Source organism: Kitasatospora sp. NPDC023176, from assembly GCF_055560495.1.
Genome location: NZ_JBVHIP010000061.1, coordinates 1 through 11,967, shown reverse-complemented (window position 1 = coordinate 11,967; position 11,967 = coordinate 1). Strand labels below are relative to the sequence as shown.

Sequence of the window (11,967 nt, the reverse complement as noted above, 5' to 3'; positions counted from 1 at the left end):
CTGCTCGTCCCGCGGCCGTGCGGTCACGGGTTCCGGTGCTGAGCGTGGGCTCTGATCTCGTCGAGACGGTCGAGGAGTTCGTCCTCACGGCGGTCGAAGGTCTCCTCGTCGATCTGCCCGGCCAGCAGAGCCCGTTCCAGGGCGGCGAGTTCCTGTTCGACGGGTGCGGGGTCGTAGTACTCGTTCTCGGCGGTCTCGACGACGCGCTCGAGCACCCAGACGGTGCCGCGCACGGGTGCCAGCGGGAGGGTGAGGATCTGGGAGATCAGGCCCATGGTCTCACGCCTTTCAGACGAAGCTGTAGGCGGGCAGGGGGCCGTTCAGCCGGAAGTCGCAGTCGGCGCCGAGTTCGCCGGCGATGTCCTTCTCCGCGGTGAGGAACAGCTCCTGATGCGCGTGGTCCACCAGGAAGGAGATGTTCAGGAAATCCTCCCCGGTGGGTTCGGAGGCCCGCTCCTGGCGGGCGTGGGGGCGCAGCGCCTCGACGATGCCGGCGGCCAGGGCCTCCTGGCGGGCCAGGACTTCCCGGGCCACGAGTTCGCCGAGGGCGAGCGGCAGGTCAGGGCCGCCTTTGCCGGCCTTGATGTCGTCGTTGAGCTGTCGGGCCGGGGGCGATTCCTGCAGGATCTGTCGGAGCAGGACGTCCTCGTCGACGGCGGCCTTGAGGTGGTACTCGGCGCAGCCGTCCAGTTCGGCCAGGCGCTGGGTGTACTCGTCGCGGCGCTGCTCCAGGGCGGCGCGTACGGCGGCGTCGTCGGGGGCGGTGAGGCCGAAGCGCAGCGGCAGGACCGTGCCGTCGGCCATCAGGCGCTCCTGGACGGCCTGATGGGCCATCAGGTCGCGGCGTTTGGCCCGCAGCTCCTGGGGGGCGTCGCTGACGACGGCGCACAGTGGGCCAGCGCTGACGGTGCGAAGTGGGGCCGGAGCGGGCCCCACGCCCTCCAGACCGTCCAGGTTGCGGGTGTGGTCGGCCGCGGTGATGGAGTAGACGTAGACGGCCATGTCACTCCTCCCGCCGTCTGGTGGGCCGACGAGTGGGCCTGGTGCGCTTCGGCGCGGGCTCCTTCTCCGCCTGCTCCTCGTCCTCCTCGCGGTCCTCGTCCTTGTCGCGTCCGATGTAGTCGGTGACGGCTTCGACCGCGCCGGTGAGCGCGCCCTTGCTCTTGCCGTGTGCGCCGCCCTCGGTGACCTCCCCGACGATGTCGGTGAGCTGGGTCGGGGCCTTGCGTCCGGATTCCAGGTCGAGGCGGTTACATGCCTCGGCGAAGCGCAGGTACGTGTCGACGCTGGCGACCACGATACGGATGTCGATCTTGAGGATCTCAATACCGACCAGGGAGACGCGAATGAAGACGTCGATGACCAGGCCGCGGTCAAGGATCAGCTCGAGGATGTCGTAGAGATTTCCGGTGTTCCCGCTCCGGGAAACACTGGCTGCGCCTTGCGGCACCACAGTCACGGGGTGCCTCCCTTCGTCGGCCCGTCGTCGCGGTGGACGCGGACGCGCTCACTTCGTCGCGGCGGGGGGGTTTCTCAGGGGCGGCGGTCGATCTGCCCGCGGGTGTAGCGGCGCACTCGCTGGTACGACTGCAGTTCGCCCTCCTCGTCGAGCGTCACCCGATAGCTGGCCAGAACGCTGGTCGTCTCGGGAACGCGTTCCAGCTCCACCACCTCCACATCGGCTTCCCAGCCCTCCTCGGTGGGCTTGAGCGCCGAGACCGACTCGGGTACCCGGCCGAGGAGTTCAGCCAGCTGCTCGGAGGCGTTGCGCATCGCCCGCATCGCCGAGACGGGTCTGCGGGGGTGCCTCGGGGCCTCGCTCGGTTGGCGCCGAGTGGCGCCGGTGCGCGAGGTGGTCGAGTGCGCGACGGCCCTCCTGGGCCTCGCGCCCTCCTCCTTGCCTGCGGCCATGTTCCTTCTTCGGATCGAAGACGACCTGCTGTGTCCATCAGGCTCGCGCATGCCCGATATGTTCCATATTATCCGTCGGCCACTCCCGCAAAAGGGCTCCTCCGCACCTTCGGCGGGCTCTCCTGGCTGAGGGCAGCGCCGCGACGCCGTCAGCGCGCCCCGCTGCTCAGCCGGGCGTCCGGTTGAGCAGCGCCAAGCGGAATGCCCGGTGCGGGGCTCCAGGTGCGTCCGCCCGGCATGCTGCCAGACTGGAAAGGCGGGACGCCAACGCCGCCAGGGCCTGCGAAGCGGGCACAGGACTCGCCCCCGGGAGCACGCCGGCCAGAGCCCCGGACGCGGCGGGGGCTGCTGCAGCCCGATGCCTTGCCGCAGGCAGGCACCACCGGCAGGGCGTGCGCCCGCCGGCCGGACGCTCTGAGGTCGTGCGTGCGCCCGGTCACGACGTCAGAAGGGCCCCTTCGCTGGTGCCGATCCCTCCAGCAGGGGCGAGTGCCGGAAAGGGATGACCATGAAGGACACCACCAAGGTTGCCCTGGCAGCCGCCATCGCAGGTGGATACGTGCTGGGACGGGCAAAGAAGGGCCGCCTCGCGTTCGCCGCCGCCACCTACCTCGCCGGGCGCAGATTCGGACTGGACCCGCGCCAGCTCGCCACCGAGGGCCTACGCAGGCTCAACGAGGTCCCCCAGGTCGCCGAGCTGAACGAACAGGTCCGCGGCGAGCTGCTGGAAGCCGGCAAGAAGGCGATCGCCGCAGCAGCCGACCGTCGCATCGGCGACTTCGCCGACTCCCTGCGGGAGCGCACCCTCAACATCGGCAGGCCTAAGCCGGATGAGGAACAGGAGTCGGACGAGGATCAGGAAGAGGAAGACGAAGAGCCGTACGACGAGTACGAGTCGGAGGACGACGAGGAGGAACCCGAGGACGCCGGCCCCGAGGACGAGGAGCCGGAAGAAGAGGAAGAGGCCGAGGACGAACCGGAGGACGAGGAGGAGGAAGAGCCGCCCGAGGAGGAGGAGGAGGAGCGTCCGGCCAGGGCGTCCCGCCGCCGCCCCGCCACGGGCGGGCGGTCGCGGGCCTCCCGGGCAGCGGCATCCACCGAGTCCGCACCGAAGGCCGCCCGCAGGCCCGCCAAGAAGGCGGCTCCGGCGGCCAAGAAGGCGGCTCCGGCTTCGAAGAAGGCGGCTCCGGCTTCGAAGAAGGCGGCTCCGGCTGCGAAGAAGGCCCCGGCCAAGACCACGTCCGCGGCCAAGCGGACACCAGCCCGCTCGTCCGCCTCGAAGACCGCCGCCTCGCAGCCCGCGAGCAAGAAGGCAGCCGCACCTGCGAAACGCGCGCCGGCCAAGAAGGCACCGGCGACGAAGAGGACCGCAGCCAAGAAGACCTCCGCGACCAAGAGCACCGCCACCAAGCCGTCGACACGTACCCGGCGGAGGTGACCCATGGCCGCCACGGAAGAGAAGGCGACGGACAAGTCGGGCGTCGACCGGCTGCGTGAAGAGGCCGTCAACTACCTCGGCGCCCAGCTGGAGCACCTGGTCGAGAAGGCCAGCGACAAGGTATCGGACCTCACCGGCACCCTGGGCGATGTCGTCGAGAACGGCGGCGTCCTGCCCAAAGCGGGTGCCCGCGTCCTGCAAGGCGACTCACCGGCGAAGGCGTTCCTCGCGGAAAAGGCCAAAGCCGTCAAGGACAGCGCCGTCGACAAGATCAAAGAGACCTTCGGCGGTGGTGGAAAGCCCGGACGCAAGGCCGGCAAGAAGACGATGAACATCGTCGAGACCCTGGACGTCGGCGTGCCGCTGCGGACCGCTTACGACCACTGGACGCAGTACGAGGACTTCAGCGGCTTTGCCAAAGGCGTCCAGAGCGTCTCCCAGGGTGACGAGGTGACCACCGACTGGAAGGTCAAAGTGGGACCCTCGAAACGCAGCTTCAAGGCGACCGTCCAGGAGCAGATACCGGACGATCGCATCGTCTGGACCTCAGAAGGAGCCAAGGGCAGCACCCGCGGGGCCGTCAGTTTCCACGAGATCACTCCGACCCTGACCCGCATCGTCCTGGTCGTGGAGTACTACCCCAGCGGGTTCTTTGAGAAGACCGGCAACATCTGGCGTGCCCAGGGCCGGCGCCTGCGCCTGGACTTCAAGAACTTCCAGCGGCACGTCTCCCTCACCAACGACGAGGCGGAGGGCTGGCGCGGCGAAATCCGCGACGGCGAAGTCGTCCGTACCCACGACGAGGCCATGGAGGAGGAAGAAGCCGCCCAGGACAACCAGCCCGGGGACGAGGAGGACGACGAGGGGCAGTACGACGAAGGCGGCGAACCCGAGGGCGAGTACGACGACGAGGAACTCGAGTACGACGAGGACGACGAGGACGACGAGGACGACGAACCCGAGGACGAATACGCGGAAGACGACGAGGGCGGTTACGAAAGCGAATTCGAGGAAGACGCTGAAGGACCGGAAGAGGAGGAAGAGGAGGACGGCGACGACAACCGCTGACAGGGGCGGGCCGTGCTTCCCGTGATGTAGAGGGACCGCAGCTCGGCAGAGGAGGATCGCATGAGCGCGGGAAAGAAGATCAAACACACGACCGAGACCGCCAAGGGCAAGATCAAGGAAGCCACTGGCAAGGCTGTCGGGAACGAGCGCCTCGTCGCGAAGGGCAAGGCCAAGCAGGTCAAGGGCGACATGGCGCAGGCCGGCCAGAAGGCCAAGGACGCGTTGAAGCACTAGCTGTTCTGACCCGTGAGGTTGGGGACGCGGCTGGCGGGTGGCTGGCCCTTGAGCGCGGTGTGTCCGCGGCGGTGATTGTAGGTGTCCTGTTCGGTGTGGTAGGGCTGTGCGTAGGCCCATTCGTCGAGCAGGGTGCGGTTGAAGAGTTCGACTTCGCCGTGGTCTGGGGCCGGTAGGGGCGGGTGCGTTTGTGCGCGATGCCCTCGGTTGCGAGGGCATCGCGCCAGAGCCGTGAGCGGTAGCAGGAGCCGTTGTCGGTCAGGACGCGCTGGATGGTGATCCCGGCCTGGGAGCTCCTCCCGGGGAACGTCCGGTTGACCAGATACACACAGCCACGGATGACCCGGCCGCTTCGCTCCACCCCCGTTACAGGGGCCTCAGCACTACTACGAGCCGGTCCGCCAGCACCCTTCGCGACGGTACTCAGCCCCTTGCGGTTCAGCCGCTTGGGGCGCTCCTCTCGCCGCCCTCCCAGGCGGCAGTGTCGAAGCGTGCCTTCCCACGTTCTGGATGAGGTCGAACCGGCCCAGGCCGCGCAGGTACGGCTGGGGCGGCGGGCGCAGCGGCCCCACGTCCTGCTGGCGCGGCAGCGCCGGCGGTGTCTGCCGGGCCGGTTCGACGTCAGCCAAGGCGGCCGGGACGGCCGGGCCGGGCTGCTCCTGGTCGTCGTGGTCGGCGGCCGCAGTTTCGCCCCGCGAGGCGGAACCGTCACCGTCCTGGTCGGCCGGGTCGACGCTGTCGTCGCCCCACCGGGCGGCGCGCTCAAGCATGCGGCGGGTGAGCCGATCCCGTTCCCGTAGCGTCCGGCGGGCGGTTCCGGCGAAACCGAAGCCGACCCCGGCCCAGGGCTGCTAATGCGCTGACCTGCGGTGGAAAGTTTGGCGGGGCGAAACTCACCGGCCTTGCGTGACCTTGGCGCGAACATGACCTTGGTGGCGGCCGAGTCGGGCGCCGGGGACGAGGACCAGGAGCAGCGGGAGCGCGAGCGGCAGCACGCGGTGAACGAGGTGCTCGCCGAGGCGGCGGAGGCGGGCCGGCGCGCGGATGCGGGCCGACGTGGTGCCGGGCGAACCGTACCTGGCGGGGACCTGCGCGACCGCTGTCCAGGAGCCCTCGGTGGGGCTGCCGCACTGTGGCTGCTACTGCAGGATGCCGACCGCCCGCGCCACCACCAGCACCACCGTGATCAGCGACACCGCCGACTGCGTCATCATCAGCAGCTTCGCCCAGACCGACAACGGCATGGTGTCCGTCGGGCTGAAGGCGCAGGCGTTGGTGAACGCCACATACAAGTAGTCCGGGTAGGAGGGCTCCCAGCCCGGCTCCGCTATGCCCTCCTGCTGCATCTGGGGGAAGAGGAAGTCCGGGTACGACTTCACCCCCTGGGCACGGGCCGCCGGGCCGCCTCGGTCCCACTCCCAGTACCAGAGCGAAAAGGCGATGATGTTGGTCGCCCAGACCGCGCCGCCAGTACCGAGCAGCGCGAGCGCGCCCGGTGAGGCAGAAGTGTGGATCAGGTCGCGCACCAGCTTCACCGCCGACCAGCCGTTGGCCAGGCTGATCACCGCCACCAGGGCCAGACTCAGCAAGCGCAGCAACCGCGACGTCTGGTCGATGCGCTTGTGCGGGTTGAGGACCACCAGGGCCACCAACAGCGCCAGCTCCAGGGTGGGCAGCATCCAATGCGGGTGGATGGTCAGACGGGTCGGCAGGGCCAGCTGGAGGCCCACCGCGACCAGGATGGCCACCGAGACCGCCCAGCGCTGCTCACCGAGAGTGACCGAGCGCCACGCTGGGCGCTCCGGCTTCTCGGGCTCCAGGAGCCGCTCGATCCGCTCCAACCTGCGGTGCAGCACCTCGGATAGCTGCACCGAGGCATGAGGTTCGTGCTCAGTCATGGCGCACAGTGTGTCAGGCGTCCACTTTCCCGATCGCGGTGGTGCAAGGGCAAGGGAGAGGCCGCCGGGGTGCCCGCTGGGCGGGGCGGTTGCCAGGTGCCAGCCAGCGAAGAGCAACTGACCGAGTCCGCCCGGCTGGAGGAGGCCGAGCGTCAGGCCGCCCACGCGGTGTGGGCCGACGGGTATTGGGCGAAGCTGTCGGGTGAGGATCGTGTCGCTGCCCGTTCCCAGCTCAAGCACATCGACGGCCCGGTGTCGTCGGACGAGGTGGCGTAGTCGGCGGATCCTGCGGCTTGGAACATCTGCGTGCCGGTCCCTGAACCTGGGACAAGCTGCGTAGGCGTCCCACCCTGTCTCGGACGTGCCGTGGCAGCGTGGGACGCGGGGAAGTCACGCAGCGATCGCCAAGTCCGGCAGCCGGCCGGGAAGCCATCCCCGCTGTCGCAGCCCCGGGGCCCGGCGACCACACCAGCCGGTGCAGTAGCGGCGGGCGCGGCCGGTGAAGGTCGGCGGCATCGCCTGGGCACAGACCGGGCAGTGGCCCGCCGGAACGGGGGTGGCCAGGCGTTCCAGCAGGCGCTGGACTCGGTACCGCTCGTCGAGTTCGAAGGGTTCCTGGTCGGCGGTGCAGTTGATGAGGAGCTCGGCGAAGGTGGCGCGCAGTGGGGGGAGGTCGCGGCAGCGGGCGCCGAGGAGGGCAAGGTCGTCCTCGACGGGCCAGGTGGCCAGGGTGGCGGTGCGGGTGAGGTAGAAGCCGACGGTGTCGATGCGGTAGTGGTCGGGGGTGTCGAGGAGGAGGTAGCCGAGGATCTGCCAGGCACCCCCACCGCTTCGAGTAGGCCACCCCAGGAGCGGTCCATCGGCAGGTCCCGGTTGTCCAGGTCCAGGGCGTGGACGGGTCTCGGCCAGTCGCTTGAGGAGCTGTTCGCCGACGACGCCCATGCGCTCGCCGGCCTGGCGGCCGCCCATGCCCCGGCTGATGTCGATGTCCAGGTGGGTGGCCAGGTCGACGGGTTCGGCGGCGGTGAGGGCCAGGCGCAGGCGCTGGTCGATCGCGGTCCCGACTGTGCCGGCCTCGGTCCCCACCCCTTCGGGCGGCATCAGCACGGGCGCGGCGGCGTAGCGGGTGCGGAAGCTCTCCCGCAGTGGCTGGGGCCCGCGGACATCTCCCGGTCCAGGAAGCGGCGCAGCGGGGTGCGGGGCAGCTGAGGCCGGAGGTCAGGCTCATGCCGTCCACCGCCGGTGAACGGTTCTTCTGCGGGCCAGGCTCGCGGGGAGCGGCACGAAGGTGCCGGGCCGACGCGTGGTCGGGGCAGTGGTACGCAGGTGGTTCGTCATACCCGGGACGCTAGGAGCGCCCCTGACAGGTTGTAGGACGAACGGTGCAGTCGGGTCGGGCCGGGCACGTCTTCACCCGACCGGGCGAACCGGCCTCGCACACCGGCCCGGGACCTGGGACAGGAGTGGCAAGCCCCCTCTTCACAGGGTTCGCAAACGACGGCGAGGACAGGCTGTCCCGGTGACGAACCCGCGCTCGGGGCATCAACGGCTCGATCCGTTCCCACATGGCATCACTGATCACCAATCGGACAGACACATCCGATCAACAGCTCAGCCCATCAAAGAGTCACGCTCTAGTCGGCGAGCAGGACGGCCGGCAGCGGGGCCTCCAGCACCAGGGCCCGGGGGAGCGTCAGACCGAAGTGTCGCTCCAGCACCCCCAGGGTGGTCCGGTGCACCTCGCGGCTCGCTCGCTCCTCGTCCGGCAGACCTTCGGCGCTCAGCAACTCCTTGATCTTACCCGCGACTTCGGGGTCTCCGACGACCTGGCCGTTGCCCCATGAGTCGTCCAGGTGCAGATTGAACGAGCACACCGTCCGGCCGTCCCGGTGGTAGTGGAAGGTCGGCGGCACCGGCTTGCCGTTCTCCTCCTCGTACTCCACCAGGAAGACCTCGGCCCCGCCCTCGGAGATCGCCGGACCGTCCCGGAATTCCCCGAACCAGCCCCCGTACGCCACCGCGAAGGTCCACCCGCCGCTCACCCCCAGCCGCAGCCCGATCCCGTCCCAGGCGTCCCCGAACTCCTCCTCCAGCGCCTCGACCAGCCCGTCCCCGGTGAGCTCCCCGACCGGCTCCACCGTCCGCTCCGACCACTGGGCCGAGGCCGCGATCCGCGCCGCCAGCGCCTCGACCCCGAGCCCTCGGGCCAGCGTCACGCTGTAGCCGCCGAAGGCGATGCTCTGTGGCTCCGCGAGCCAGGCGATTCCGTCCGTCATACAGGAGATCCTGCCGCACCACACCGACACACCTCCGCCCCGGGCCGCCGGCCTGCTCCGACCCGGCCGCCCACCCGGCCCGATCAAGGAGACAGGCCCTACCCGCAGTCCAGACCGTGGCCACGACCCTCCTCCTCGACCAGGACCGCGACCAGGCCGCCGGGGAGTGTGTGCCGGAGCCGGTCGCCGCGACCACCGTCGCCCGCCCGCTGTGTTCCGCTCCAGGTGGAACCCGCCAGGCGTAGCCACCCACTCTGGGGAGCCCGGCCGGCTCCTTGCCCGGCCGGGCTCCGGTGTCAACGGGGCGGGTTTTAAGCGAACGCGGAAGCGAAGCGGGCGAGGGAGACGCTGCCGCCCTTGCGTGCAAAGCGGGAACCCATTTCGACTCAGTCACCGGCGTTGTCGGCCATACCCTGGGTGAAGTCGACGGCGGTGGCGGCATTCGAACCCGCAGCGTCATCGCCGGAGGCCAGGGTCACCACGGTCGGGACCTGGGTGACCAGGGCGACCGAGCCCTGGATCACCTTGCCGGCCAGCTTGCCCTGCTTGGCAGTGGCGTCGATGAACTTCGCGCCTTTCGTGCCCAAGTAGGTGGCGATCGTACCGGCCTCGGCGGCTGCCGCGCCGCCGGTCGCGGCGGGGAAGGCCCGGCCGCCGCTTCGGACGGCCACGCTCACCTTGCCGACCGACTTCATCGCGAGCTTGCCGGTCCGGGCCGCCTTCCCGACGGCGCCGATCACCGGGAGGGCGCCCAGAACGTCAGTGGCGAGACCGACGATTGTCTCGGCGTCCCAGTCGGGCTTGCCGCGTTCAGCAGTCAAATGACTGATGTGGGCCGGGTGGCGGGGCGGCGACAGTGGTGTGCGCCGGGGTGCCCGGCGGGCGGGTGCGTCGGTACGCCGCGCGCTCGGTTATGGACGCGAAGAGGAGTGACAAATGGCCATCAGTCAGCGGCCCGGCGGGAAGTGGAAGACGGTCGCGGTCGCCGCGCTCGCGGCTCTCGCCGTCACCGGTGGCATCGCCGCGCCGGCCAGCGCCACCCCCGGGGTGGCTTCGGCGGCGGACCGCCTGAACACGGGGGCCCAGGAGCTGTACGAGGCCGTGCAGACGGGGGAGCCTGCGAAGCCCCGCGACCACCCGGGCGGCCGCCCGCTACTCCCGCACCGCTGGATCAGCGTGATCGGGTACGGCGCCGTGCAGGCCCTGAACCAGAGGACCCACTACGCCTGGCAGCGTAACTACAAGGACTGGTCGGTCGCCATCGTCGGCAACACCATCCAGGGCAAGCAGGTGACCATCTACACCAAGATCACCAACCTGATCTACGGTGAAGGCGGCGTCATCGGCGCCCAGACAGCTCCGACGGGCCAGGTGGCCGTGGCGCACAACACCATCGTGGCCCAGGGGAACGTCAACATCGTGACCGAGATCGTGAACGTCCACCTCATCAGCCCCCAGTTCCAGGACGTCTACAGCGGCCAGTGCTACGCCCAGGAAGACCTCCGAAACGCGGTCAAGGCACAGCTCGCCTGCACACTGGGCTGAGCCTCAGCGGCGCGGCCCGGAGCACGCACGCTCCGGGCCGCGCCGATCACCGGCCCCTCCACATGCCGGGTCACAGACGGCGCAGGACCGCCACGACCTTGCCCAGGATGGCCACGTTGTCACCGTTGATCGGCTCGTAAGCGGGGTTGTGCGGCATCAGCCAGATCCGGCCCTCCTGGCGCTTGAGGCGCTTGACGGTGGCCTCGCCGTCGATCATCGCGGCCTTGTAGCGGTCGAGCTCCGACTCGTCGTCGCCCGCCAGGCGGGGACGACCAGTGCCGGGTCTGGCTAGCAGAGGCTCCGCCAGGTCCCATTGGGCATCTGAGAGTTCATGGCGACGTATCACCGCACCATGATCCACTACCCGAGATCACTTGCACTGCCTAGAGGCGGGGAAGGGCTTCGCCGGTGCGGGACTCACGCCCTTGCTCGAGCCAGAAGAGGTAGCCGCGCAGGTACATTTCCAGTCCGCTGTCGATGTAGGAAATGAAGTCCCGATGCCCCTGAGCAGCATCGTGATAGTGGCCGAGGTAGCGAGGGTCAGCGTTGAAGCCCCAGCGGGGATGAGCGTCCGCACCCCAGTCGGCTGCGATGGCAACCGCCCATTCCCGAACGCGGGCTCGGTCCCGCCACCAGTCGCGGACGGCTTCCACCGTCCAGTGGTCGTCACCGTCCCAGTTGTAGCCCCGGTACAACTCCATCCGGCAACCACGGATCACGGCCGTGGTCTCGTGCTCGTTCACCGGTTGGCGATAGATGAACTCGGAGCCGAACCCACCACCTAGATCATCGTCATAGGCGATGTGACCTGGAGCGTCCATACGCCCAGTGGCCATGCTGTCCGTGTCGCCGGCATAGAAGGGGCCCGGCACGTTGCGCCAGTTCCGCTGTTCCCACGCGCCCGTGAAGAGTTGCTCCGCATGCTCCCCGAGGCTCTCAACCACCAGTCGAGCCGTGGGAAGCGGATTCCAGTAGCCGATCACGGTCCTATCTTGCCCGGCCGCAATGAACGTGCTGGGGTCACCCACTTTGACGACAGCTCCTAGTAGGGCTTGGTCAGGTTCGTCTTGGTATGGCGTGTCCGTTGGCGGGTTGCGTCGTTGAGGGTGTGTGACACCTGGGGAGATGGCTGAGGTCCGGGAGGACCTGGAGGCGTTCACGGCGGAGCTGTTCGAGGCTCTCAAGTCCCCGGCGGGGACGTCGGGCGGTACCGGCTCACGGCTTCGTACGGCGGACCGGCCGGGCAGGCCGGTCACGATCGGGGTGTCACGCGGCACCGCGGGCGGGAGCCGGCTGCGGCTGGCGGGCGGTGCGCAGCGGGACGGTGTCGCCGCGGGCGAGGGCGGGGGCGACGCGGTGGCGGGCGAGGAGCACGCCGCGCCCAGCCACCCACACGGGCGCGGCCCGCATCGGTTCGCAGTTGCCGCCCGATCCCGGTCTGGTCGGCAGGGAAAATGGCGGGCGGTGCTCGGGTGGGAAGATCAAAGCGGGATCCGGTCGGCGGTTCGCCGACACTGCCGATAGCAGGGAAACACCACGAGGGCCTGTGCCCGCACGAACGTGCGGGCACAGGCCCTCGTGGTCACCTCGGTGGCCC

The 11,967-nt window shown here is 69.6% G+C and carries 17 protein-coding genes and 2 pseudogenes; 7 read left to right on the top strand and 12 right to left on the bottom strand.

Annotation, left to right across the window (positions count from 1 at the left end; all coding sequences use genetic code 11):
• Positions 1-23: 23 nt before the first annotated feature.
• The 4 genes from ACZ3YL_RS40745 to ACZ3YL_RS40730 all read right to left on the bottom strand — a co-directional run bounded on the left by ACZ3YL_RS40745 (position 24) and on the right by ACZ3YL_RS40730 (position 1,911).
• Positions 24-275, bottom strand: a complete 252-nt coding sequence (locus ACZ3YL_RS40745) for a gas vesicle protein GvpG (RefSeq protein WP_188308795.1) — start codon at positions 273-275, stop codon at positions 24-26.
• 13 nt (positions 276-288) lie between these two features.
• Positions 289-1,002 carry a GvpL/GvpF family gas vesicle protein gene (locus ACZ3YL_RS40740; RefSeq protein WP_465662735.1) on the bottom strand — a complete coding sequence of 238 codons (714 nt, stop codon included), beginning with the start codon at positions 1,000-1,002 and terminating at the stop codon, positions 289-291.
• Between the two features lies 1 nt (position 1,003).
• Complete coding sequence (locus ACZ3YL_RS40735; protein WP_188308797.1) at positions 1,004-1,459, bottom strand: gas vesicle structural protein GvpA; 456 nt, start codon at positions 1,457-1,459, stop codon at positions 1,004-1,006.
• Positions 1,460-1,533: 74 nt separating this feature from the next.
• Entirely contained in the window at positions 1,534-1,911 is a 378-nt protein-coding gene (locus tag ACZ3YL_RS40730) for a gas vesicle protein GvpO (protein WP_188308798.1), read from the bottom strand.
• Between the two features lie 508 nt (positions 1,912-2,419).
• Between ACZ3YL_RS40730 and ACZ3YL_RS40725 the strand changes: the two genes are divergently transcribed.
• The 3 genes from ACZ3YL_RS40725 to ACZ3YL_RS40715 are packed head-to-tail and all read left to right on the top strand — an operon-like array spanning position 2,420 to position 4,651.
• A complete protein-coding gene (locus ACZ3YL_RS40725; RefSeq protein ID WP_465662733.1) occupies positions 2,420-3,349 on the top strand; it encodes a histone protein in 930 nt (309 codons plus the stop codon).
• Between the two features lie 3 nt (positions 3,350-3,352).
• Positions 3,353-4,417, top strand: coding sequence for an SRPBCC family protein (locus tag ACZ3YL_RS40720; protein ID WP_465662731.1), 1,065 nt, complete (start codon positions 3,353-3,355; stop codon positions 4,415-4,417).
• 60 nt (positions 4,418-4,477) lie between these two features.
• Complete coding sequence (locus ACZ3YL_RS40715; protein ID WP_188308801.1) at positions 4,478-4,651, top strand: CsbD family protein; 174 nt, start codon at positions 4,478-4,480, stop codon at positions 4,649-4,651.
• Here ACZ3YL_RS40715 and ACZ3YL_RS40710 read toward each other — a convergent pair.
• Positions 4,648-4,940: pseudogene (locus ACZ3YL_RS40710) on the bottom strand (integrase core domain-containing protein); the annotation flags it as partial. The gene ACZ3YL_RS40715 and the pseudogene ACZ3YL_RS40710 overlap by 4 nt on opposite strands.
• Positions 4,941-5,142: 202 nt before the next feature.
• Here ACZ3YL_RS40710 and ACZ3YL_RS40705 point away from each other — a divergent pair.
• Positions 5,143-5,451, top strand: a complete 309-nt coding sequence (locus tag ACZ3YL_RS40705) for a hypothetical protein (protein WP_465662729.1) — start codon at positions 5,143-5,145, stop codon at positions 5,449-5,451.
• Between the two features lie 339 nt (positions 5,452-5,790).
• Here ACZ3YL_RS40705 and ACZ3YL_RS40700 read toward each other — a convergent pair whose 3' ends face one another.
• Positions 5,791-6,549, bottom strand: coding sequence for a hypothetical protein (locus ACZ3YL_RS40700; protein WP_465662727.1), 759 nt, complete (start codon positions 6,547-6,549; stop codon positions 5,791-5,793).
• A gap of 96 nt (positions 6,550-6,645) precedes the next feature.
• On the opposite strand from ACZ3YL_RS40700, the gene ACZ3YL_RS40695 reads away from it, so the two are divergent.
• Positions 6,646-6,825, top strand: coding sequence for a hypothetical protein (locus tag ACZ3YL_RS40695; RefSeq protein WP_465662725.1), 180 nt, complete (start codon positions 6,646-6,648; stop codon positions 6,823-6,825).
• 114 nt (positions 6,826-6,939) lie between these two features.
• Here ACZ3YL_RS40695 and ACZ3YL_RS40690 read toward each other — a convergent pair whose 3' ends face one another.
• Together ACZ3YL_RS40690 and ACZ3YL_RS40685 are read right to left on the bottom strand one after the other, a co-directional pair.
• The gene (locus tag ACZ3YL_RS40690; protein WP_465662723.1) at positions 6,940-7,656 is read right to left on the bottom strand and encodes a hypothetical protein; all 717 of its coding nucleotides are present in this window, start codon (positions 7,654-7,656) and stop codon (positions 6,940-6,942) included.
• A 527-nt stretch (positions 7,657-8,183) separates the two neighbouring features.
• Positions 8,184-8,825: a DUF6461 domain-containing protein gene (locus ACZ3YL_RS40685; RefSeq protein ID WP_465662721.1), complete on the bottom strand. Its 642-nt coding sequence runs from the start codon at positions 8,823-8,825 to the stop codon at positions 8,184-8,186.
• A 116-nt stretch (positions 8,826-8,941) separates the two neighbouring features.
• Between ACZ3YL_RS40685 and ACZ3YL_RS40680 the strand changes: the two genes are divergently transcribed.
• Positions 8,942-9,070, top strand: a complete 129-nt coding sequence (locus ACZ3YL_RS40680) for a hypothetical protein (RefSeq protein WP_465662719.1) — start codon at positions 8,942-8,944, stop codon at positions 9,068-9,070.
• Between the two features lie 141 nt (positions 9,071-9,211).
• Here ACZ3YL_RS40680 and ACZ3YL_RS40675 read toward each other — a convergent pair whose 3' ends face one another.
• Positions 9,212-9,646: a hypothetical protein gene (locus tag ACZ3YL_RS40675; protein WP_465662717.1), complete on the bottom strand. Its 435-nt coding sequence runs from the start codon at positions 9,644-9,646 to the stop codon at positions 9,212-9,214.
• 115 nt (positions 9,647-9,761) lie between these two features.
• On the opposite strand from ACZ3YL_RS40675, the gene ACZ3YL_RS40670 reads away from it, so the two are divergent.
• Complete coding sequence (locus ACZ3YL_RS40670) at positions 9,762-10,370, top strand: hypothetical protein (RefSeq protein ID WP_465662715.1); 609 nt, start codon at positions 9,762-9,764, stop codon at positions 10,368-10,370.
• Between the two features lie 70 nt (positions 10,371-10,440).
• On the opposite strand, the pseudogene ACZ3YL_RS40665 reads toward ACZ3YL_RS40670, so the two are convergent.
• From ACZ3YL_RS40665 to ACZ3YL_RS40655, 3 genes and pseudogenes are all read right to left on the bottom strand, one after another.
• Positions 10,441-10,593 (bottom strand): annotated as a pseudogene (locus ACZ3YL_RS40665) (LexA family protein); the annotation flags it as partial.
• A gap of 160 nt (positions 10,594-10,753) precedes the next feature.
• Positions 10,754-11,353: a hypothetical protein gene (locus ACZ3YL_RS40660; protein WP_465662713.1), complete on the bottom strand. Its 600-nt coding sequence runs from the start codon at positions 11,351-11,353 to the stop codon at positions 10,754-10,756.
• Positions 11,354-11,636: 283 nt separating this feature from the next.
• Positions 11,637-11,780, bottom strand: a complete 144-nt coding sequence (locus ACZ3YL_RS40655; protein ID WP_465662711.1) for a hypothetical protein — start codon at positions 11,778-11,780, stop codon at positions 11,637-11,639.
• Positions 11,781-11,967 lie beyond the last annotated feature (187 nt).